The organism is Enterobacter sp. 3U4, from assembly GCF_057224565.1.
Window position 1 is genome coordinate 1,386,995 of record NZ_CP136665.1, and the last position, 21,177, is coordinate 1,408,171.

The following is a 21,177-nucleotide window of genomic DNA, read 5'->3' on the forward strand; positions in this document are numbered from 1 at the left end:
GGATGACGAGCGTGATGAGTGCTTCAACAACGTCGCCACTGCGCGTCGCCATCATTGGCGCCGGGCAGGTTGCGGACAAAGTGCATGCCTCGTATTACGCCACGCGCAGTGATGTTCAGATGGTGGCTGTCATGGACAGCCGCCTCGAACAGGCACAGGCTTTTGCGGAGCGGCATGCCATACCGTCGGCGTGGCAGGACGCGTGCGCCATGCTGGAGGCGGTTACGCCGGACGTGGTGAGCGTTTGTTCGCCAAACCGATTTCATTTTGAGCATGTGATGGCGGCGCTGGAGGCTGGTTGTCACGTGATGTGCGAAAAACCGCCCGCCATGACGCCGCAAGAGGCCGATGAGATGCGGATGGCTGCCCGCAAGGCGGGGAAAGTGCTGGCATATGATTTTCATCACCGCTTCGCGCTCGACACGCAGCTGCTGCGCGAGGCCGTGATGAACGGAACGCTGGGCGAAATCTACTTCACCTCGGCGCAGGCGTTACGGCGCTGCGGCGTGCCGGGCTGGGGCGTCTTCACCAACAAAGCGCTGCAGGGCGGTGGGCCGCTGATTGACATTGGCATTCACATGCTGGATGCCGCGATGTACGTGCTGGGTTTCCCGGCGGTCAAAAGGGTCAACGCGCACGGCTTCCAGAGGCTGGGAACCCAAAAAAGCAGCGGCCAGTTCGGCGCGTGGGATCCCGCACAGTTTACGGTGGAAGATGCCCTGTTTGGCACCATCGAATTCTGCAACGGCGGCATTTTGCGTCTGGATACCTCGTTCGCGCTGAATATTCGCGAGCAGTCGATCATGAATGTCGCCTTTTGCGGAGAAAAGGCGGGGGCGACGCTTTTCCCGGCCCACGTTTATCAGGATGACGCCGGGGCGTTACAAACCCTGGTTCAGCGTGAAGAGGCTGACGACCAGCGACATTTACGCAGCATGGAGGCCTTTGTCCGTCACGTGCAGGGAGAGCCCGTAATGATTGCAGATGCTGAACAGGGGCTGGTGATTCAGCAGCTTGTCGCGGCGCTTTATCAATCGGCAGAAACAGGGGAAAGCGTAACATTATGCTGAGCGTGTCTGTATTAACCGATCCGGGCTTTTGTCCGCACAGTCTGAATAAGTACGCATCCATAATGGCATGCGGTAACGGCTACATGGGCATTCGCGCTGCGCACGAAGAAGATTACACCCACCAAACCCGAGGGATGTATCTTGCGGGCCTCTATCATCAGGCGGGGCGTAACGAGACCACTGAGCTGATCAATTTGCCCGATATCACCGGTATCGAGGTTGAGCTGGATGGGGTGAATTTTACTCTTCTGGCCGGGGACATTCTCGAATGGCAGCGCGAGCTGGCGTTTGCCAACGGCGAACTGCATCGCCGCGTCGTCTGGCGTTCGCCCAACGGAAAGCGCTATCGCCTGGAGAGTCGTCGTTTTGTCTCTCTGGATCAGCTGCCGCTCGTGGCCATGCAGCTTGCGATCACCCCGCTTGATGATGCCTCGCAGGTAGTGATGAAAACCGGCATTGATGCGACCCAAACCAATACGGGCCGGCAGCATCTGGATGAAATTTCCGTCAGGGTGTTTGACCAGCACTATATGCAGGGTGTGTATGAAACGCAGGACCGGGCCGCTGATGTAGTTATCTCAGCCTTTTGTCAGCTATCAGCCGACAGCGAAAGCTGCTTTACCGCTAAAAATCGTCGTGTCTCTGCCCACTATTCCCTGACGATACCGCAGGGTGACACTGTCACGCTGGATAAGTTTGTCTGGGTGGCCCATCGCAATGATAAAGCCCTGTCGCAGGAGTCGTTCGCGCGCAGAACCCTGGCGGATCTCAAGGTTTGTGCGGCAAGGGGTTATGCCTCGCTGCTGGAAAGTTCAGCCTGCGCATGGGAAGACGTATGGCGTGACGCCCGGGTGGAAGTGGCTTCTGCAGCTCCTGACGATCAGATGGCGCTGGACTATGCCGTCTGGCATCTGACCACCATGACGCCAGCCCATGATGAGCGGAGCAGCATTGCCGCTAAGGGCTTGACCGGTGAAGGATATAAAGGTCACGTCTTCTGGGATACTGAAATATTCCTGCTGCCTTTCCATCTTTTCACTCGGCCGCAGGTGGCCCGCAGTCTGCTGCGCTATCGCTGGCTGAACCTGGCCGGGGCCCGGGAAAAAGCGCGCCGCAACGGCTGGCCGGGCGCACTGTTCCCATGGGAGAGCGCCGCGAGCGGCAAAGAGGAAACGCCGGAGTTTGCGGCTATCAACATCCGTACAGGCATGCGGCAGAAAGTGGCCTCCGCCCTGGCCGAACACCACATCGTGGCGGACATTGCCTGGGCCGTTGTGGCCTACTGGCAGGCCACGCGCGATGACGCGTTTATGCGTAATGAAGGACTGACCCTGCTGGTGGAGACGGCAACGTTCTGGATGGGCCGCGCCACGGAGGTCAACGGGCGCCTGGAAATTCATGATGTGATTGGGCCGGACGAATACACCGAGCATGTGAATAACAACGCCTACACCAACTATCTGGCCTGGCACAACGTGGCTAGCGCATGCCGTTTCATGTCGATGTTTGAGCTTGAAGAGGCCTGCTTCATGGAGAAGGCGACCACCTTCCTGGCCCGCTTGTGGCTGCCGGAAGCCGACGACGGGGGAGTGATCCCGCAGGACGATTCATTCATGGCGAAACCCGCGATCGATTTAAGCCGCTATAAAGCCAAAGCGGGCAAGCAGACCATCCTGCTGGATTACTCTCGCGCGGAAGTTAACGAGATGCAAATCCTCAAGCAGGCCGACGTGGTGATGCTTAACTACCTGTTGCCGGAGAAATTTACCCCAGCCCAGTGTGCGGCCAACCTGGCGTTTTACGAGCCGCGGACGATCCATGACTCTTCGCTGAGCAAGGCTATTCACGGCATTGTGGCCGCCCGCTGTGGCGATACGGAAGGGGCCTACGCCTTCTGGCGCGCTGGCGTGGCTATCGATCTTGGCGACGATCCGCACAGCAGCGACGACGGCATTCATGCCGCGGCCACGGGCGCCATCTGGTCCGGCGTCATTCAGGGGTTTGCCGGCATGCAGATTGTTGAGGGCGAGCTGCATCTTGCGCCGAAGCTACCCGCCCGCTGGCGAAAACTTACCTTCCCGCTTCGCTGGCAGAACGCACGCCTGCGCTTCACGTTTGAAAATGACGTTTTAACCATCGATACCTCCGCACCCGTCACGTTAACCCTGTGGGGAAAAACGGTTTGCGTATCGGAGCGGCAGGCACTGTCTCGTAGGGAATTTCTTTCATCTTTTAATGGGACCGCTACCACGGAGGCCAGCCATGAAGCCTGAAGCCGTTGTATTCGATCTTGATGGGGTTATCACCGATACCGCGCATCTGCATTTTCTCGCCTGGCGTTCGGTCGCGCAGGAGATCGGCATCACTATCGATGAGGTGTTTAACGAGGAGCTTAAGGGGATTAGCCGCATGGAATCCCTGCAGCGGATCCTGCGACACGGTGGGAAAGAGGGGGCGTTTGACGACAAACAGTGCCTGGCGCTGGCGGGGAAGAAAAATGCGCTCTACGTCGCATCGCTGTCGTCATTGACCGAGGCGTCGCTGCTGCCGGGCATCCGGGAGGTGCTTGCGGACATTCGGGCGGCAGAGGTCAAAATTGGGCTCGCCTCCGTTTCCCTCAATGCACCTGGAATACTGCATGCCCTGGGTATTCATCGCGCCTTTGATTTTTGCGCCGACGCCTCCCGCATTGTTTGTTCCAAACCGGATCCGGAGATCTTTCTCGCCGCGTGTGCTGGCCTGAACGTCCGTCCCGATACGACCATCGGAGTTGAAGATGCACCCGCAGGCGTGGCGGCGATCAACGCGGCGGGCATGCTGTCGGTCGGGATTGGCGCTGGCCTGACCCATGCGGGATTACAGCTTCATTCAACGCAGGAACTGACCTGGAAATGCCTGACCGATTTCTGGGCCTCCCGGGCGTATTGATAAGGAATTAAAAATGGCACAACTGTCACTGAAACATATTCAGAAAATTTACGATAACCAGGTCCACGTGGTGAAGGATTTTAATCTCGAAATCGAGGACAAGGAGTTTATCGTTTTTGTTGGCCCGTCTGGCTGCGGTAAATCGACAACGCTGCGCATGATTGCCGGGCTGGAGGAGATCTCCGCCGGCGAGTTGGTCATCGACGGCGTTTGCATGAACGACGTGCCCGCCAAGTCGCGCGACATCGCTATGGTGTTCCAGAACTATGCGCTTTACCCGCATATGACGGTCTACGACAACATGGCCTTTGGCCTGAAGATGCAGAAAATCGCCCCGGCGGTTATCGAAGAGCGCGTTAACTGGGCGGCACAGATCCTCGGCTTACGGGAGTACCTCAAGCGTAAACCCGGCGCGCTGTCCGGCGGCCAGCGTCAGCGCGTGGCGTTGGGCAGGGCGATCGTGCGCGAAGCGGGCGTCTTCCTGATGGATGAACCGCTCTCCAACCTCGATGCCAAGCTTCGCGTGCAGATGAGGGCTGAAATCAGCAAGCTGCACCAGAAGCTCAACACCACGATGATTTATGTGACCCACGATCAGACGGAAGCCATGACGATGGCGACCCGCATCGTGATCTTAAAAGACGGCATTATTCAGCAGGTTGGTGCACCGAAGCAGGTATACAACGAGCCGGCAAACATGTTTGTCGCGGGGTTTATTGGATCGCCTGCCATGAATTTCATTCGCGGCGCTATCGACGACCGCTACTTCGTCACGGAAACGCTGCGTCTTGAGATCCCGGAAGACAAGCTCGCGTCACTGAATGCCAGAGGGTATCAGCGCAAAGCCGTGGTCTTTGGGATCCGCCCGGAAGATATTTTCACGCTGCAGAGCCGAGGTGAAAATATCGCGGCGAAAGTCAGCGTAGCCGAACTGACTGGCGCGGAGTTCATGCTCTACGCCACCGTTGGGGGCCATGAACTGGTTGTTCGCGCTGGCGCCGCGAATGATTATGCCGCTGGGGATAATATTGATATCCAGTTCGATATGAATAAGTGCCATTTCTTCGACGCTGAAACCGAAGCGGCTATTAGATAAGAAAGGTGTTCGCCGGAAATGCAAATTTCCGGTTTTTTTGTTTGTTACTTATAAAGGGAATATTTGATGAGTACTCTACTAAAAAGTGCTGCGCTCGTGCTGTGCGCAGGGATTAGCTGTGCACATGCAACAGAAACGGCTAAAAAGTGGGAGTTTAATATTGGCGCGATGTATGAAATAGAAAACGTCGAAGGCCAGGCGGAGGATAAAGATGGATTATATGAACCCTCCGTGTGGTTTAATGCTACCTGGGATGCGTGGACTATTTCGCTGGCGATGTATCAGGAGGGGCCGGTTGATTACAGCAGCATGACCCGTGGAACCTATTTTGATCGGCCTGAATTTGAATTACGCTATCGCTTTATCGGAACCGATGATTTTACGTTCGGTCTGACCGGCGGTTTCCGTAATTATAGCTATCATTTTAAGGATGAACACGGCGCCAGAGACGGCAGCGCTAATATGCAACGCTATAAAGTTCAGCCTGACTGGAATATTAAATTAACCGATGACTGGCGTTTTGGCGGATGGTTTGCCATGTATCAGTTTGCCAACGATCTGGAAAAAACCGGTTATGCTGACAGCCGCGTCGAAACCGAAACGGGCTTTACCTGGACCATTAACGAAACCTTTGCGGCTAAAGTGAATTACTATTTAGAGCGCGGTTTCAATATGGATAGTTCCCGTAATAACGGCGAGTTTTCTACCCAGGAAATCCGCGCCTATCTGCCTATTTCATTGGGCCAGACGACCTTAACGCCTTACACCCGACTGGGGCTCGATCGCTGGACGAACTGGGACTGGCAGGACGATCCTGAGCGTGAAGGGCATAATTTCAACCGACTGGGTACGCAGTACGCCTATGACTTCACCAACGGTTTATCCATGACGCTTGAATACGCCTATGAATGGGAAAACCATGACGAGGGTGAAAACGACCGCTTCCACTATGCGGGCGTTGGGGTTAACTACGCGTTCTGACCGATGGCATGCCAGGGGCAGTATGCCCCTGGTTTTAGCGAAGGGAAGCGGCCAGCAAAAAGTGGGTATCAACCAGCACTTTTTGCGGGGCGGGCTGACCCGCAATACGCCTGAAAAGAAGATCGCAGCTCTCTTCCCCCAGTTTTCGGGTGGGGATATCAAAGCCGCCAGGAGCGGGCGTTAAAATGAGAGACAGCATCGGGTCACTGTATCCGGCTATCACCACCTGCTCCGGGATCATCAGGTTCAGTTCATCCGCCGCACGATAGAGGCTGAGCAACTTCATGCTGTCGGTCGCAAATACCGCATCAGGCGGCGTGGGTGAAGAGAGCAATTCCAGAGCCGCCGCGAGCGCGCTCTCATGGGTATAACCGCCATCCCTGATCCAGTCCGGATTAATGGCAATGTGGTGCTTTTCCAGGCTGGCTTTATAGCCCGCCAGGCGATCGATCGAAACATGATAATCAAGCGGCGCATGCAGGCAGGCAATTTTTCGGCGGCTGTTTTTAATAAAGGTTTCCGTCAGCGTGGCGCTGTCATGGAAATTATCCGTGTCGACGGAATAAATATTCTGATACACACCTTCCACTTTACCGATAACCACTACCGGTACGCCATACGCATCCAGCGTGGTGAAAAAGGATTCATTTGCCGGTGAACTCAGCATAATGATCCCTTTGATCATTTTCTGTTTTATTTTACTCACGCATTTCAGCAGATCGTCTTCGCTGCTTTTTGACGTTTGTAAAATAACATCAAAGCCTTCTTCTTCCGCTTTTGCCGTAATGGCATGAAGGACATCGGAGAAAAAAGGATTGCCGGCGGTGGTTTTGGTTGATCGGGTCGAAATAACCATAATGGCATCGAAGCCTGAAGAGGTCAGGGCGCGAGCCAGTTTGTTGGGCTGATAATTTAATTCGTCAATCGCCTTCAGCACTTTGTCCCGCGCTTCGGGAGAAATATTCGTTTGTTTATTCAAAACGCGGGAAACGGTTGATTTCGATACGCCCGCAACCCGTGCGATATCATAGATGGTGGGTGACATACACCTTACTCACTCCGGACTGACAGCAATGTCGTTCATCTTACTGGAGAGAAAACGGCAATAGCAATAAATAAGAATTGATAATCAACGATCTGCCCCCATTTATTGTATTCTGAAGCCATGCATTCAAGGCTTCCAGGCAACGAAGGACGGCGATGAAGCGACTTAAAAACGAAATCAATTCACTGGTGAACCGTGGCGTTGACCGTCACCTGCGTCTGGCCGTGACGGGGCTGAGCCGCAGCGGTAAGACGGCATTTATCACCGCGATGGTAAACCAGCTCCTGAACCTGCACGCCGGGGCGCGTCTGCCGTTGCTTAGCGCGGTGCGTGAAGAACGCCTGCTGGGCGTGAAGCGCGTCCCTCAGCGTGATTTTGGTATTCCACGCTTTACCTATGACGAAGGGCTGGCACAGCTCTACGGCGATCCGCCCACGTGGCCGACGCCGACGCGAGGAGTCAGTGAAATCCGCCTCGCGCTGCGCTTTCGCTCGAATGAATCCCTGATGCGCCACTTCAAGGATACCTCCACGCTGTACCTGGAAATCGTCGATTACCCCGGTGAATGGTTGCTGGACCTGCCGATGCTGGCGCAGGACTACCTCAGCTGGTCCCGTCAGATGACGGGATTGCTGCAGGGGCAGCGCGCCGGGTGGTCGGCAAAATGGCGGCAGCTGTGCGAAGGCTTAGACCCGCTTGCCCCGGCCGATGAAAATCGTCTGGCGGTCATTGCCGACGCCTGGACGGCGTATCTGCATCAGTGCAAGCAGGAAGGGTTGCACTTCATTCAGCCGGGTCGTTTTGTCCTGCCGGGTGATTTAGCGGGCGCCCCTGCGCTTCAGTTCTTCCCCTGGCCGGATGTTGATGGGGTGGGCGAGTCAAAGCTGGCGCAGGCCGACAGGCACACTAACGCCGGGATGCTGCGCGAGCGTTACAATTACTACTGTGAAAAAGTGGTCAAGGGATTCTATAAAAACCACTTTTTGCGATTTGACCGTCAGATTGTGCTGGTGGATTGTCTGCAGCCGCTCAACAGCGGGCCACAGGCCTTCAACGATATGCGCCTTGCGCTGACGCAGCTGATGCAAAGTTTTCACTACGGGCAGCGGACGCTGTTCCGCCGTCTGTTTTCGCCGGTGATCGACAAACTGCTCTTTGCGGCCACGAAGGCCGATCACGTCACGGTCGACCAGCATGCCAATATGGTATCGCTGCTGCAGCAGCTGGTTCAGGACGCCTGGCAAAACGCCGCCTTCGAAGGGATCGGCATGGATTGCCTTGGGCTCGCGTCGGTGCAGGCAACGCAAAGCGGGCTGATTGACCTTAACGGCGAGAAAATACCGGCATTACGCGGGAACCGGCTCAGCGACGGTGAACCCCTTACCGTCTATCCCGGCGAAGTGCCTGCTCGGCTGCCGGGGCAGGCCTTCTGGCAGAACCAGGGCTTCCAGTTTGAAGCCTTCCGCCCGCAGGCAATGAGCGTCGACAGGCCATTACCGCACATCCGTCTGGATGCGGCGCTGGAGTTTTTGATTGGAGATAAATTGCGATGACGGAACCGTTAAAACCGCGCATAGACTTTACCGGAACGCTTGAGCAGGACCCTCAGGAGGCGTTCAAAACCGCACAGACGTTCAGCGGCACGCAGGCTGATAACTTTGCCCCGGCCCTGACTGAGGAGCCGGGCGTCGAGGAAGGTCCGGCGGAGGCGGTTGTGGAAGCCGCTCTGCGTCCAAAACGCAGCCTGTGGCGCAGGATGGTTACCGCCGGTCTGGCGCTGTTTGGCGTAAGCGTGGTGGGTCAGGGCGTGCAGTGGACGATGAATGCCTGGCATACTCAGGACTGGGTCGCGCTGGGCGGATGCGCCGCGGGCGCGCTGATTGTGGGGGCGGGCATCGGGTCGGTTGCCACCGAGTGGCGTCGGCTCTGGCGTCTGCGCCAGCGCGCGCACGAGCGTGATGAAGCGCGGGATCTGCTCCACAGCCACGGCACCGGGAAAGGGCGCGCATTCTGTGAAAAGCTGGCCAGCCAGGCCGGAATCGATCAGTCGCATCCGGCGCTTCAGCGCTGGTATGCCGCCATCCATGAAACCCAGAATGACCGGGAAGTGGTGACGCTCTACTCCCATATGGTTCAGCCGGTACTGGATGCCCAGGCACGGCGCGAGATAAGCCGTTCTGCGGCGGAATCCACCCTTATGATTGCCGTCAGCCCGCTGGCGCTGGTCGATATGGCCTTTATCGCCTGGCGTAACCTGCGCCTGATCAACCGTATCGCGAACCTTTACGGCATAGAGCTGGGTTACTACAGTCGACTCAGGCTGTTTAAGCTGGTCCTGCTCAATATCGCGTTTGCCGGGGCGAGTGAGCTGGTGCGCGAAGTGGGAATGGACTGGATGTCGCAGGATCTGGCGGCGCGTCTCTCTGCCCGCGCGGCTCAGGGTATCGGTGCGGGATTATTAACCGCGCGCTTGGGGATTAAAGCGATGGAAGTCTGCCGTCCGCTGCCGTGGATCGATGGCGATAAGCCCCGTCTGGGGGATTTCAGGCGTGAACTGATCGGTCAGCTCAAAGAGACGCTCAATAAAAAACCGACTCCGTGAGGTTTTGTTCACTAATCGTGCTGGCTGTCAATATTTGTTGACAGCCATCTTCCGGATCACCGTGTTCTGACATATCATTTTAGTGTTATTGGCTTAGAACGGTGAATTTCCCATGCGTCTTGAAGTCTTCTGTGAAGACCGTCTCGGTCTGACCCGCGAATTACTCGATCTTCTTGTTTTACGTAGCATTGATTTACGTGGCATTGAGATCGATCCTGTCGGGCGAATTTACCTCAATTTTGCCGAAATTGAATTTAACACCTTCAGCAGCCTGATGGCGGAAATCCGCCGTATCGCTGGCGTTACGGATGTACGCACCATTCCCTGGATGCCCTCTGAGCGCGAGCACCTGGCGCTGAGCGCGCTGCTGGAAGCCATGCCTGAGCCGTTCCTCTCCCTTGATTTGAAAAGCAAAGTTGAGCGCGTTAACCACGCGAGCTGCCAGCTTTTCGCGCAGAGTCAGGAGAAGCTCAGCAATCATAACGCCGCGCAGCTGATCCCCGGCTTTAACTTCCAGCGCTGGCTGGACAGCAATCCGCAGAACACGCTTAGCGAGCATGTGGTGATTAACGGGCAGAATTTCCTGATGGAGATCACGCCGGTCTATCTGAAAGGGGAAGGGAATACCCGCGTGTTGACCGGGGCGGTGATCATGCTGCGCTCGACGCTACGCATGGGGCGCCAGCTGCAAAACCTCTCCAGTCAGGACGTTGGCGCATTCAGCCAGATTATTGCCGTCAGCCCGAAAATGCGTCATGTGGTTGATCAGGCGCGCAAGCTCGCAAGCCTGACCGCGCCGCTGCTGATTACCGGGGATACCGGCACTGGGAAAGACCTGCTGGCTCACGCCGTGCATCTGGCGAGTCCGCGTGCGGCTAAGCCTTATCTGGCACTCAACTGCGCATCTATTCCGGAAGATGCCGTTGAAAGCGAGCTGTTTGGTCACGCGCCGGAGGGCAAGAAAGGGTTCTTCGAGCAGGCTAACGGCGGCTCGGTGCTGCTGGACGAAATCGGCGAAATGTCGCCGCGTATGCAGGCTAAGCTGCTGCGTTTCCTGAACGACGGCACGTTCCGCCGCGTCGGTGAGGATCACGAAGTGCATGTGGACGTGCGCGTTATTTGCGCCACCCAGAAAAACCTGGTTGAACTGGTGCAAAAGGGGATCTTCCGCGAGGATCTCTATTACCGCCTTAACGTCCTGACGCTGAACATTCCACCGCTGCGCGACTGTCCGCAGGACATCATGCCGCTCACGGAGCTGTTCGTCGCCCGCTTTGCCGACGAGCAGGGAGTGCCGCGTCCGAAGCTGTCTGCCGATCTTGGCACGGTGCTGATGCGCTACGGCTGGCCGGGCAACATTCGCCAGCTTAAAAACGCCGTTTATCGCGCGCTGACCCAGCTTGAAGGGTATGAGCTGCGCCCGCAGGACATCCTGTTGCCGGATTACGACGCCGGAACGGTATCGGTAGGCGAAGAGGCGATGGAAGGGTCGCTGGATGATATCACCAGCCGTTTCGAGCGCTCTGTGCTGACGCAGCTGTACCGCAGCTATCCCAGCACCCGCAAGCTGGCAAAACGCCTGGGCGTGTCGCACACCGCAATCGCAAATAAGCTTCGTGAATATGGTTTGAATCATAAGAAAGGTGACGAATAACAAAAAAGCCTCTGCAAAGAGGCTTTTTATTTCAGGTTTATTCCTTCGCCATCGGCGTGTTAACGATTTCTGTTTTTGTCTCGCCCTGAATCGACGCAATCCTGCTTTCGACGTCTTTCACCTGCTGCGGGCTGTGCAGCAGGGTATAGGTCAGATCAAACTGCGCGCTGGCGCCGGGCTCCAGCTGCTTAACCCGCTTCTGTTCGCGTTCAATCGTGACGGGGTAGGCGTAGCTGGTGCCCGGTTCAATGCCCGTGACGTAGCCCTGCTTCAGCGTGTCGGTGTTTTTCCATAAGGTCAGCACGGGTAGCTGGCGCGTATCAAACTGGATTGATGCGCCTTTATCTCCGGCTTTATTGACCACTGCCGCGAGCGTTTCGTGGTTATTGTCTGCGAGTGGCTGAATGTTAAAGACCATCTCATCAAAGCCTTTTGTCGGCCCGGCGTAGGTTTGCCAGTCGTTAACGCCCGCTTTGGCGTAGTCATTGAATGGGCTTACGCTTGCCGCCGGCGCAAGGAAACGGGCGCCTTCTTCGAGGATCGGCGTCCCGAAGTTGCTGTGATAGATGATTTGGTAATCATGAGGGTAATCGGCATGGTTGGTCAGAACGTCATGCAGGCTGAACTGGTTGGTCCCTGGCACGTAGCGCAGTTCGGTCATGGTCTGCAGATCCGCTTTTTTGAACGTGCTCTCTTTGATCAAACCCCGAACGCGGATCTCATGCGGGGCGGCATCCGCAACCTCGACCTCTACCTGCGATACAGGGGTATTACCGGCCCTGCCATGAAGGGTATAAATTTGCCCATCCGCGGTGACCGGATGACCTGTCCACTCGTAGCCACAGCGCACCATCATCTCGTTGAAACCATCCAGCCAGCCGAGACCGTTTCGGCTTTCAAGGTTGATATAAGCCGGATTAACGACCTCTTTGACGGGTGAATTCCATCCCAGCCGGGTGCCAAAACCTTCTACATGCAGAAGGTTCATCCCGCGGGTCGGGCTCAGGGTGATGGAGAGGCCATCTTTGCTGCTAATAATGATGACTTTGCTGCCTTCCTGCTTACCGCCGTGTAAGACTTTTTGCTCAATGCTGAACGTTTGATCCTTAACTTTCAGCTCGTCACTGGAAATCTTCCAGTTTCCTTTCTCTACGCTGCTTTCAGCGCTTGTCAGCACCCAGGTTTTAGCTGCGGCATGGCCAGAAATCATGACCGCAAGGAGCGTAAAAGCGAATTTAATCTTCATATATTATCCTTTTTGCTGAAACGATTATTTTCTTTCGTAAGCAAATCTAATGTTTAGACAAAAAGGGAAATGTGATGGGCTTCACTCGGGGTGAAAATAGGGGATTTTAACGATTATTATGCGTAATTGATCACGCTCATGTTACATATTGCCTTAGTTATTGCATGATTAATGTGACTTGTGCGCATTTGTGCTTTAACGATTCAGCCTGGAAGTAATAAAAAACCCCGCCGTAGCGAGGTTGAGAATAAGTTGTATAGAATGCTAAGGACTTATTATGCTTTCAGCACGTCCAGCGCGGCAGTGTAGTCCGGCTCGGTGGTGATTTCGTTAACCAGTTCGCTGAAGACAACGGTGTCGTTTTCATCCAGAACCAGTACAGCACGTGCTGCCAGACCTTTCAGTGGGCCTTCCGCAATGCTAACGCCGTATTTCTCGAGGAAATCTGCGCTGCGCAGGGTGGAGAGGGTGATAACGTTGCTCAGGCCTTCGGCACCGCAGAAACGGGACTGGGCAAACGGCAGGTCAGCGGAAATGCACAGCACAACGGTGTTGTCCATTTCAGTCGCCAGCTGGTTGAATTTACGCACGGATGCGGCACAAACGCCGGTATCAATGCTTGGGAAAATGTTCAGTACTTTGCGTTTGCCCGCAAACTGAGCCAGTGTGACGTCAGACAGATCTTTAGCCACCAGAGTAAAAGCCTGCGCTTTGCTGCCAGCCTGCGGAATGGAACCTGCTACAGCAACCGGGTTGCCCTGGAAATGAACGAGTTGTGACATAGATATCTTCCTGTTTACATATAGTTAACGTCGTGGCTAGTGTATGCCATCAGCGGATAACACGGCAAACCAAATTTTTCGCCTTACCGGGCCGCAAGGAGTCAGTGATGAGAAGCGTTAAGGTCTATGAAGAAGCCTGGCCATTGCATACCCCGTTTGTGATATCTCGCGGCAGCCGAAGTGAAGCCAGCGTGGTCGTGGTTGAAATCGAAGAAGAGGGTGTGAAAGGCGTCGGGGAATGTACGCCTTATCCTCGCTATGGGGAAAGCCTTGCATCTGTAATGGCGCAGATCATAACCCTGGTGCCAGACCTGCAAAAAGGGCTCACGCGCGAGGCATTACAGCAGCGGTTACCCGCCGGGGCGGCGCGCAACGCCATCGACTGTGCGCTCTGGAGCCTTGAAGGCGCTCAGCAGCAAAAATCGCTGACGTCATTGCTGGGCGTGGTCATGCCGGAATCGATCGTGACCGCGCAAACCGTCGTGATTGGTGAGCCGGAGCAGATGGCCGCCAGTGCGAAAGCGCTCTACGACGCCGGAGCCACGCTGTTAAAAGTGAAGCTAGACGATCGTCTGATCAGCGAGCGGATGGTCGCTATTCGCTCGGCGGTCCCCTCAGCCACGCTGATTGTGGACGCCAACGAGTCGTGGCACCCCGAAGGGCTCGCCGCGCGATGCCAGCTGCTGGCCGATCTGGGCGTGGCGATGCTGGAGCAGCCTCTGCCGGTAAAAGATGATGCGGCGCTGAAGAATTTTATCCATCCGTTGCCCGTGTGCGCGGATGAAAGCTGCCACACCCGCGAGAATTTAAGCGAGCTTAAGGGCCGCTATGACATGGTCAATATCAAGCTCGATAAGGCAGGTGGACTGACAGAAGCCCTGGCCCTGGCGGCGGACGCCCGGGCGCAGGGCTTCGCCCTGATGCTGGGATGCATGCTATGCACCTCCCGGGCGATCGGCGCGGCGCTGCCGCTGGTCAATCAGGTGCGTTTCGCCGATCTGGATGGCCCGACGTGGCTGGCGGTTGACGTTTCACCGGCCCTTAAATTTACCAGCGGCGTGCTTCATCTCTGAGGCTGCCAGCGCAGAAGCTCCATCATGGCTTTTAAGTATTTTTCGCTGGCTTCGTCGGAGGAAATCGCCGGGAACTCAGCGGTGATGCAGGGCAGGCTTAAGTCGGCGCACCAGCTTCCGAATGATCCGGGTGTTTCATAACCCACGCTGGTGACGAGCGGCAGGTCGAACGCCCGGGCCAGCCATGCGCCCAGTTCAGAGTGGCGCGGATCTTCAATGCAGGCCAGCGGGTCGTGGAAGGAGACAACCCAGGCGGGGTGGATCTTATGGATAAGCTGGCACAGCGCCTGCGTTTCCGGCTCTGAGCCAGGGTTGTCTCCCGTTAGCAACACCACGTCCCGCTCCTCGGCGGAGCTGTTCCAGCGATAAACCGTTTCGCCGGCGCGCCAGTTTGCCGCCGGGAAATTACGGTTCAGGTCGACTCCCCGCGCATTCGCCCGCAATCCCAGCTGACAGCCATCCGGATTGACGGCAAGAATCACGTGATGACGTCGTAATGAAGGGGTCAATGTCCGCAGCGCGCAAGAGAGCGTGACGACAGACGAGTTTTCATCACCGTGCGTGCCGGCAATAATCAAACCGCTGTCGCGATCGGCATCGGGCGCCGGGAACCAGATCAGCGATGCGCCTAAAAATGAGCGGCCATATTGTTCAGCGCCCGGAGGAAAGGCGCCGCGCTCCGCGCGTGGTCGGGTGGTTGCCATACGAAATCCTGATAAAGAAGTCTCTACTGGCAGTGTTGTGCAAAAGCCGCTGTTAATCAAATAGTTTCCGTAACGGCTGAGAATTGCCTTAAATCACTATTCAGGCGTAAGTTATTTGCATTTCTTATTGTCGAAACAAATAATTACGCATCTGCTTGTTACCTGAATTCATCAAAGGGGATCTTATGAAGCATCCTGTTTCGCGTCTTTTCACCGCACTGTGCCTGTGCGGGCTCTCTACACTCTCGTTCGCCGCTGATGTGCCGAAGGGCACGGTACTGGCGCAAAAACAGGAGTTGGTCAGACATATTAAAGACGAACCGGCTTCGCTCGATCCGGCAAAAGCGGTGGGGTTGCCAGAGATTCAGGTGATTCGCGATCTTTTTGAAGGGCTGGTGAATCAGAATGAGAAAGGGGAACTGACCCCGGGCGTGGCGACGCGCTGGCAGAGTAACGATAACCGTACCTGGACGTTCACCCTGCGCGATAACGCAAAATGGTCTGACGGTACGCCGGTCACCGCGCAGGATTTTGTCTACAGCTGGCAGCGTCTGGTTGACCCAAAAACAACCTCTCCGTTTGCCTGGTTTGCGGCGCTGGCGGGTATCAACAACGCCCAGGCTATTATCGATGGCAAAGCGGCACCAGATACCCTGGGCGTGACGGCGGTGGATGCCAGAACATTACGCGTCCAGCTGGACAAACCGCTACCGTGGTTTAGCAACCTGACGGCAAACTTCGCCTTCTATCCGGTGCAAAAAGCGAACGTTGAAAGCGGGAAAGAGTGGACTCGTCCGGGCGCTCTGGTGGGCAATGGCGCGTACGTCCTGAACGCGCGCGTGGTGAATGAAAAACTGGTTGTCGTGCCGAATACCCACTATTGGGACAATGCGAAAACTGTCCTGCAAAAAGTGACCTTCATTCCGATTAATCAGGAATCGTCCGCCACCAAACGCTATCTGGCAGGGGATATTGATATTACCGAATCGTTCCCGAAAAACATGTATCAGAAGCTGCTGAAGGACATTCCAGGACAGGTATATACGCCGCCACAGCTCGGGACCTACTACTACGCGTTTAACACGCAAAAGGGCCCGACGGCCGATGCCCGGGTTCGTCTTGCCCTGAGCATGACTATCGATCGCCGCATTATGGCGGAAAAGGTACTGGGCACCGGCGAGAAACCGGCCTGGCATTTCACCCCTGACGTGACGGCGGGCTTCACGCCTGAACCTTCGCCGTTCGAGCAGATGTCCCAGCAGGAGCTGAACGCTCAGGCCAAAACCTTGCTCCAGGCCGCAGGCTACGGCCCCCAGCGTCCGCTGAAGCTGACCCTGCTGTACAATACCTCGGAAAACCACCAGAAAATCGCCATTGCGGTGGCGTCCATGTGGAAGAAAAATCTCGGTGTGGATGTCAAACTTCAAAATCAGGAGTGGAAAACCTATATCGACAGCCGCAATACCGGCAATTTTGACGTGATCCGCGCGTCATGGGTGGGGGATTACAACGAGCCATCGACCTTCCTGTCCCTGCTGACCTCAACCCACAGCGGCAATATCTCGCGTTTCAACGAACCGGCTTACGATAAAATTATCCACCAGGCTACGCTCGAGACCACGGCCAAAGCGCGTAATACGGACTACAACATGGCGGAGAAAATCCTCATGGAGAAAGCGCCCATCGCGCCAATTTACCAGTACACCAATGGTCGCCTGATTAAGCCATGGGTGAAAGGTTATCCCATCAATAACCCGGAAGACGTGGCGTATAGCCGGACAATGTATATTGAGAAGCACTGATGTGTAGGGATTAAAACGACCAATCCAGAACTGGCGCTGAGTTCAGCGCCAGTTGCTCCTCTGATCCTCTCTCGCCACCGCAGAAAGCGGGATTTTCCTGACGATACACACTGCTGATATTTCTCAGACGATTCAAAAACAACGCAATATGCAATTGTGGGTAAAAATTGCATGAGTTGAATATCGCCGTCTACACTTGAACAAAATAATATCTTGTGTTCTGCATATTAAAAACATGCAGTAACTCCAGTGAGGTCAACATGTCTTTCACTAACAGAGAGTTGCGTGAACTTGTCGAAACACAATTAAAATATACGTTATGCGTTAGCCTGGACAAGGCTACCAACGGCGATATATTCAATGCTGTGGCGCTGGCAGTGCGGTATTTTCAGCAAGATCGCTATCTCGATAGTCAGACCCGGCAGCGTGCGGAAAAGAAAAAGCGCGTTTATTATCTCTCAATGGAGTTTTTACTCGGACAGTCATTGCGTAATAACCTGACGAATATGAATTTGCTAGATGATATGCGTCAGGTTGTCAATGAGCTTGGATTCGATTTCGATAATATTTTTGATGAAGAACCCGATGCGGCACTTGGGAATGGTGGGCTAGGGCGCCTGGCCGCCTGTTTCATCGATTCTATGGCTACGTTAGATATTGCTGCATCAGGGCATGGTATAAAATACGAATATGGTTTATTCAGGCAGACGTTTGAGAATGGTCAGCAAGTCGAACATCCGGATGACTGGCATTCCATGCACTCCCCATGGCTGGTTGAACATCATAGTCAGGCAATGCTGATCCCTATTGGTGGTTTTATTGAACATGCAGATGATGCTGACGGGAATTATAATCCAATGTGGATGGGGTGGAATACCATCGTCGGCATTCCTAATGATTATTTCGTTTCGGGTTACAGAGGCAGCACCACGAATAAACTTCGTTTATACAGTGCCGTAGCTTCTAACTCTTTTAATATTCATATTTTTAATCATGGCGATTATATAAAAGCAGTCAGTGAAAAAATAGCTTCTGAAAATATTTCAAAAATACTCTATCCCTCTGATGAAATTCTTTCAGGTAAGGAGCTCAGACTTACTCAGGAGTATTTTCTTGTAGCATGTACCTTGCGCGATATTTTCCGCGAATACGCTGAGATTGAAACAGACATTTCGTTACTGCCGCGGCATGTCGCCATCCAGCTAAATGATACGCATCCCGCGCTGGCTGTTGTTGAGTTGATGCGAATACTTGTCGATGAATACAGCCTTCCCTGGCACCAGGCCTGGGATATCACCCAAAGAACCTGTGCATACACGAACCATACGTTGATGCCCGAGGCTCTGGAAACCTGGCCAGTGGCGTTGTTCGAAAAACTGTTGCCGCGACACTTGCAGATTATTTTTGAGATTAACCACCGTTTTCTTGCGGATGTCGCCTCCCGATGGCCAGACAAACCGCACTTGTTGACCTCCTTGTCTCTGTTTTCGGGGGACAACGAGAAAAGTATCAGGATGGCAAATTTGGCCATCGTCGGGAGTCACTGTGTCAATGGGGTGGCGATGCTCCATTCCGAGCTTATCAAAACGCACCTGGTTCCCGATTTTTACTTTATTACGCCAGATAAATTCATAAATCAGACCAACGGCATTACGCCGCGCAGATGGTTGCAGCAGGCTAACCCAAATCTTGCTGCGTTTCTGAATCAGCAACTGGGTACCCGATGGCCGACGGATTTGCATATGCTTCGACAGCTGGAGAAGCATGCGGATGATACGGGGGTAATCGATCGCATCCGCGACATTAAATTCAAAAATAAATCCGCGCTGAGCCAGATTGTTTCACAACGTTACGGGATTATGCTGGATCCGATGGCAATGTTTGATTGCCAGGTAAAACGCATTCACGAATATAAGCGCCAGCTCCTGAATATTCTGCACGTCATTTCTCTCTATATTGATATTAAAGAGAATGGGAGAACCATAGCACCTAAGGTACATCTTTTTGCTGGTAAAGCGGCACCCGGCTATCGAATGGCAAAGCTTATTATTCAGTTAATCAATGCTGTTGCGAATAAAGTCAACAGCGATGCGCGTATTGCCGGACAGTTGAAAGTCGTTTTTCTTGAGGATTACAAAGTCTCGTTGGCCGAAAGCATAATACCGGCAACAGACCTGTCTGAACAAATATCCACAGCAGGTACGGAGGCATCTGGAACCAGTAATATGAAGTTCGCGTTGAATGGTGCGTTAACAATGGGTACGTACGATGGTGCCAACATTGAAATTCTTAATGCTATTGGAGCAGAAAATTTCTATCTTTTCGGCGCGACGGCTGAAGAAATTAATGAAATCCGTTCCAATGGCGATAATAATCGTTTCACTCACCAGAGCGATCCTCGCATGATGCATATAGTGAATACGCTTATTTCCGGCGTATTTACCGCCGATCGCGAGCTCTTTGCACCGCTACACCATATGTTGACAGCAGCCGATCATTATTGCCATCTTCTGGATTTTGACAGCTACAGCCAAACCCAACGTCAGGCAATGGCGGATTTTGAACACCCCCGCCAGTGGCATCGAAAAGCGTTGCTAAATATTAGCCGAATGGGGGAGTTTTCGAGTGACAGAACCATTCAGGGCTATGCAAAGGATATTTGGGGCATAAACTGCTGATGGTTATGTTTTCAGGCTTCTTTCAGAAGCGATGTCGGTGATTCGAAAAGCTAGCTTACTTCAGCCAATGCCGGGGGTGATTATGAACTTTGAAATACAGAGTGAAAATGACGTACAGATTGTCGTTCCGCTGGTGCGCAGACTGGATGCCTCTGTCGAACAGACCTTTAAGCAGCAGGTGCTGGAGGTGATTGAAAGAAGTAATAAAAAGATATTGCTGGATTTCAGCCACGTAGATTTTATTGACAGCAGCTGTCTCGGCGCGCTGGTATCCATACTCAAGAGTTTAAACGGCAAGGGTGAGCTGGTGCTGTGTTCGCTTAATAGCAATACACACGATCTCTTTAAGCTGACCAGAATGGATCGTATTTTTTCTATCAAGGCCAATCGGCAGGATGCCATGCAGGTGTTGACGGGCTGATATCACAGTGCTTTTCGGTGGGGAAGGCGGGATGTTGCCAACGATCAGAACGAGAACTGACGCTTTCTCGCGCCAGTTCTGCAAAACATGGCACCGCTCCGCCCGGGCTGATACCGGCGCGCTATTGTGCTAATAACGCACTAAACTTCGCCAGCCACTGCGGATGGGCGGGCCAGGCGGGAGCCGTCACCAGGTTGCCGTCGACATGGGCCTGATCGATGCCGATAGTGGCGTAGTGTCCACCGGCGAGGCGTACCTCAGGCGCACAGGCCGGGTAGGCGCTACAGGTTCGTCCTTTCAGGATTCCTGCGGCAGCGAGCAGCTGTGGGCCGTGGCACACCGCTGCAATCGGCTTACGCGCGGCGTCAAAAGCCTGCACCAGCTTTAACACGTCCTCATTTAGCCGCAGATACTCGGGCGCTCTCCCGCCGGGGATGAGCAGCGCGTCGTAATCCTGCTCCTTGACGGTGGAAAAATCGGCGTTGAGGGTAAACCTGTGCCCGGGTTTTTCGCTATAGGTTTGGGCGCCGTCAAAGTCATGGATTGCCGTCATGATGTAGTCGCCCTTCGGTTTGTCGGGACAGACCGCATCCACCTGATGGCCAATCATCTGCAAAGCCTGAAAAGGCACCATGGTTTCATAATCTTCGGCGTAATCGCCAACCAGCATCAGGATCTTCTTGCTCATCGTTCCTCACCTTTATCAATAAAGATGATTAAGATATAGCCTGGCGTGGCTGAATTGCCGGAAATAAAAAAGCCCGTCAGAGCACGGGCAACATAAGCAAATGAATAAGTGATTCGTTATCAACGTTGTTGGAGGATAACGCTGCGTATTTTACGCGGCTGCAAGAGAGGCAGATACCTGACATATTCGGTAGGCGAAACACGCGATTAAACGTGCGTTACGGTGCGTCGAAGGTTGGGTAAAGGCTATTTTCAAGAAACTCGACGAGATACCAGATTTCACCGCTAAAAATAAACCAGAAGCCAAATATAATAAGGAGTAAAATAATTAAGGTGAGTATTATTTCAGTTTTTCCCATTGCGGCTTTTACCCACCTGAAGCTAATTGATTCGAGGTGGGCATTGTAG

Annotated in this window: 18 protein-coding genes; 12 read left to right on the top strand and 6 right to left on the bottom strand. The window is 54.2% G+C overall.

Annotation, left to right across the window (positions count from 1 at the left end):
• Positions 1 to 11: 11 nt before the first annotated feature.
• From ycjS to RVY89_RS06580, 5 genes are all read left to right on the top strand, one after another.
• Complete coding sequence (gene ycjS / locus RVY89_RS06560) at positions 12 to 1,070, top strand: D-glucoside 3-dehydrogenase (protein WP_484827243.1); 1,059 nt, start codon at positions 12 to 14, stop codon at positions 1,068 to 1,070.
• A complete protein-coding gene (locus RVY89_RS06565; protein ID WP_484827244.1) occupies positions 1,064 to 3,343 on the top strand; it encodes a glycoside hydrolase family 65 protein in 2,280 nt (759 codons plus the stop codon). Before ycjS ends, RVY89_RS06565 begins: the two co-directional genes overlap by 7 nt.
• Complete coding sequence (gene pgmB, locus RVY89_RS06570) at positions 3,333 to 3,998, top strand: beta-phosphoglucomutase (protein ID WP_484827245.1); 666 nt, start codon at positions 3,333 to 3,335, stop codon at positions 3,996 to 3,998. Before RVY89_RS06565 ends, pgmB begins: the two co-directional genes overlap by 11 nt.
• 13 nt (positions 3,999 to 4,011) lie before the next feature.
• The gene (locus tag RVY89_RS06575) at positions 4,012 to 5,094 is read left to right on the top strand and encodes an ABC transporter ATP-binding protein (RefSeq protein WP_371898304.1); all 1,083 of its coding nucleotides are present in this window, start codon (positions 4,012 to 4,014) and stop codon (positions 5,092 to 5,094) included.
• A 66-nt stretch (positions 5,095 to 5,160) separates the two neighbouring features.
• Positions 5,161 to 6,075: an OmpG family monomeric porin gene (locus RVY89_RS06580; protein WP_484827246.1), complete on the top strand. Its 915-nt coding sequence runs from the start codon at positions 5,161 to 5,163 to the stop codon at positions 6,073 to 6,075.
• A gap of 34 nt (positions 6,076 to 6,109) precedes the next feature.
• On the opposite strand, the gene RVY89_RS06585 is transcribed toward RVY89_RS06580, so the two are convergent.
• A complete protein-coding gene (locus tag RVY89_RS06585; RefSeq protein WP_484827247.1) occupies positions 6,110 to 7,120 on the bottom strand; it encodes a LacI family DNA-binding transcriptional regulator in 1,011 nt (336 codons plus the stop codon).
• A 155-nt stretch (positions 7,121 to 7,275) separates the two neighbouring features.
• On the opposite strand from RVY89_RS06585, the gene RVY89_RS06590 reads away from it, so the two are divergent.
• The 3 genes from RVY89_RS06590 to tyrR all read left to right on the top strand — a co-directional run bounded on the left by RVY89_RS06590 (position 7,276) and on the right by tyrR (position 11,376).
• Positions 7,276 to 8,673, top strand: a complete 1,398-nt coding sequence (locus RVY89_RS06590) for a YcjX family GTP-binding protein (protein ID WP_371898301.1) — start codon at positions 7,276 to 7,278, stop codon at positions 8,671 to 8,673.
• Positions 8,670 to 9,722 (top strand): TIGR01620 family protein, encoded by a 1,053-nt coding sequence (locus tag RVY89_RS06595; protein ID WP_484827248.1) that lies wholly within the window; start codon positions 8,670 to 8,672, stop codon positions 9,720 to 9,722. The genes RVY89_RS06590 and RVY89_RS06595 overlap by 4 nt, the downstream gene beginning before the upstream one ends.
• Before the next feature lie 112 nt (positions 9,723 to 9,834).
• Entirely contained in the window at positions 9,835 to 11,376 is a 1,542-nt protein-coding gene (gene tyrR / locus RVY89_RS06600) for a transcriptional regulator TyrR (protein WP_023312028.1), read from the top strand.
• Between the two features lie 37 nt (positions 11,377 to 11,413).
• Here tyrR and RVY89_RS06605 read toward each other — a convergent pair whose 3' ends face one another.
• Both RVY89_RS06605 and tpx read right to left on the bottom strand, forming a co-directional pair.
• Complete coding sequence (locus tag RVY89_RS06605) at positions 11,414 to 12,622, bottom strand: aldose 1-epimerase family protein (RefSeq protein WP_484827249.1); 1,209 nt, start codon at positions 12,620 to 12,622, stop codon at positions 11,414 to 11,416.
• A 275-nt stretch (positions 12,623 to 12,897) separates the two neighbouring features.
• Positions 12,898 to 13,404: a thiol peroxidase gene (tpx, locus tag RVY89_RS06610; RefSeq protein ID WP_023335907.1), complete on the bottom strand. Its 507-nt coding sequence runs from the start codon at positions 13,402 to 13,404 to the stop codon at positions 12,898 to 12,900.
• Positions 13,405 to 13,511: 107 nt separating this feature from the next.
• Between tpx and ycjG the strand changes: the two genes are divergently transcribed.
• The gene (gene ycjG, locus RVY89_RS06615; protein ID WP_484827250.1) at positions 13,512 to 14,477 is read left to right on the top strand and encodes an L-Ala-D/L-Glu epimerase; all 966 of its coding nucleotides are present in this window, start codon (positions 13,512 to 13,514) and stop codon (positions 14,475 to 14,477) included.
• Here ycjG and mpaA read toward each other — a convergent pair.
• Complete coding sequence (mpaA, locus tag RVY89_RS06620) at positions 14,468 to 15,181, bottom strand: murein tripeptide amidase MpaA (RefSeq protein WP_484827251.1); 714 nt, start codon at positions 15,179 to 15,181, stop codon at positions 14,468 to 14,470. The two genes, ycjG and mpaA, sit on opposite strands and share 10 nt — an antisense overlap.
• 185 nt (positions 15,182 to 15,366) lie before the next feature.
• On the opposite strand from mpaA, the gene RVY89_RS06625 reads away from it, so the two are divergent.
• From RVY89_RS06625 to RVY89_RS06635, 3 genes are all read left to right on the top strand, one after another.
• Positions 15,367 to 16,983: a peptide ABC transporter substrate-binding protein gene (locus RVY89_RS06625; protein ID WP_484827252.1), complete on the top strand. Its 1,617-nt coding sequence runs from the start codon at positions 15,367 to 15,369 to the stop codon at positions 16,981 to 16,983.
• A 260-nt stretch (positions 16,984 to 17,243) separates the two neighbouring features.
• Positions 17,244 to 19,661 (top strand): glycogen/starch/alpha-glucan phosphorylase, encoded by a 2,418-nt coding sequence (locus RVY89_RS06630; RefSeq protein WP_484827253.1) that lies wholly within the window; start codon positions 17,244 to 17,246, stop codon positions 19,659 to 19,661.
• An 82-nt stretch (positions 19,662 to 19,743) separates the two neighbouring features.
• Positions 19,744 to 20,082, top strand: coding sequence for an STAS domain-containing protein (locus RVY89_RS06635; RefSeq protein ID WP_484827254.1), 339 nt, complete (start codon positions 19,744 to 19,746; stop codon positions 20,080 to 20,082).
• A gap of 121 nt (positions 20,083 to 20,203) precedes the next feature.
• Here the strand turns inward: RVY89_RS06635 and RVY89_RS06640 are convergent, their stop codons facing one another.
• Together RVY89_RS06640 and RVY89_RS06645 are read right to left on the bottom strand one after the other, a co-directional pair.
• Complete coding sequence (locus RVY89_RS06640) at positions 20,204 to 20,770, bottom strand: DJ-1/PfpI family protein (RefSeq protein WP_032647513.1); 567 nt, start codon at positions 20,768 to 20,770, stop codon at positions 20,204 to 20,206.
• A 217-nt stretch (positions 20,771 to 20,987) separates the two neighbouring features.
• A complete protein-coding gene (locus RVY89_RS06645; RefSeq protein ID WP_021240268.1) occupies positions 20,988 to 21,128 on the bottom strand; it encodes an Ecr family regulatory small membrane protein in 141 nt (46 codons plus the stop codon).
• Positions 21,129 to 21,177: the final 49 nt, after the last annotated feature.

Bases quoted from the DNA above. Each gene is read 5' to 3' on its own strand.
- RVY89_RS06585 (WP_484827247.1), bottom strand. From the start codon at position 7,120: ATGTCACCCACCATCTATGATATCGCACGGGTTGCGGGCGTATCGAAA.
- RVY89_RS06630 (WP_484827253.1), top strand. From the start codon at position 17,244: ATGTCTTTCACTAACAGAGAGTTGCGTGAACTTGTCGAAACACAATTA.
- RVY89_RS06645 (WP_021240268.1), bottom strand. From the start codon at position 21,128: ATGGGAAAAACTGAAATAATACTCACCTTAATTATTTTACTCCTTATT.
- RVY89_RS06590 (WP_371898301.1), top strand. From the start codon at position 7,276: ATGAAGCGACTTAAAAACGAAATCAATTCACTGGTGAACCGTGGCGTT.
- mpaA (WP_484827251.1), bottom strand. From the start codon at position 15,181: ATGGCAACCACCCGACCACGCGCGGAGCGCGGCGCCTTTCCTCCGGGC.
- RVY89_RS06595 (WP_484827248.1), top strand. From the start codon at position 8,670: ATGACGGAACCGTTAAAACCGCGCATAGACTTTACCGGAACGCTTGAG.
- tyrR (WP_023312028.1), top strand. From the start codon at position 9,835: ATGCGTCTTGAAGTCTTCTGTGAAGACCGTCTCGGTCTGACCCGCGAA.
- tpx (WP_023335907.1), bottom strand. From the start codon at position 13,404: ATGTCACAACTCGTTCATTTCCAGGGCAACCCGGTTGCTGTAGCAGGT.
- RVY89_RS06575 (WP_371898304.1), top strand. From the start codon at position 4,012: ATGGCACAACTGTCACTGAAACATATTCAGAAAATTTACGATAACCAG.
- RVY89_RS06625 (WP_484827252.1), top strand. From the start codon at position 15,367: ATGAAGCATCCTGTTTCGCGTCTTTTCACCGCACTGTGCCTGTGCGGG.
- RVY89_RS06640 (WP_032647513.1), bottom strand. From the start codon at position 20,770: ATGAGCAAGAAGATCCTGATGCTGGTTGGCGATTACGCCGAAGATTAT.
- RVY89_RS06605 (WP_484827249.1), bottom strand. From the start codon at position 12,622: ATGAAGATTAAATTCGCTTTTACGCTCCTTGCGGTCATGATTTCTGGC.
- pgmB (WP_484827245.1), top strand. From the start codon at position 3,333: ATGAAGCCTGAAGCCGTTGTATTCGATCTTGATGGGGTTATCACCGAT.
- RVY89_RS06565 (WP_484827244.1), top strand. From the start codon at position 1,064: ATGCTGAGCGTGTCTGTATTAACCGATCCGGGCTTTTGTCCGCACAGT.
- ycjG (WP_484827250.1), top strand. From the start codon at position 13,512: ATGAGAAGCGTTAAGGTCTATGAAGAAGCCTGGCCATTGCATACCCCG.
- RVY89_RS06635 (WP_484827254.1), top strand. From the start codon at position 19,744: ATGAACTTTGAAATACAGAGTGAAAATGACGTACAGATTGTCGTTCCG.
- RVY89_RS06580 (WP_484827246.1), top strand. From the start codon at position 5,161: ATGAGTACTCTACTAAAAAGTGCTGCGCTCGTGCTGTGCGCAGGGATT.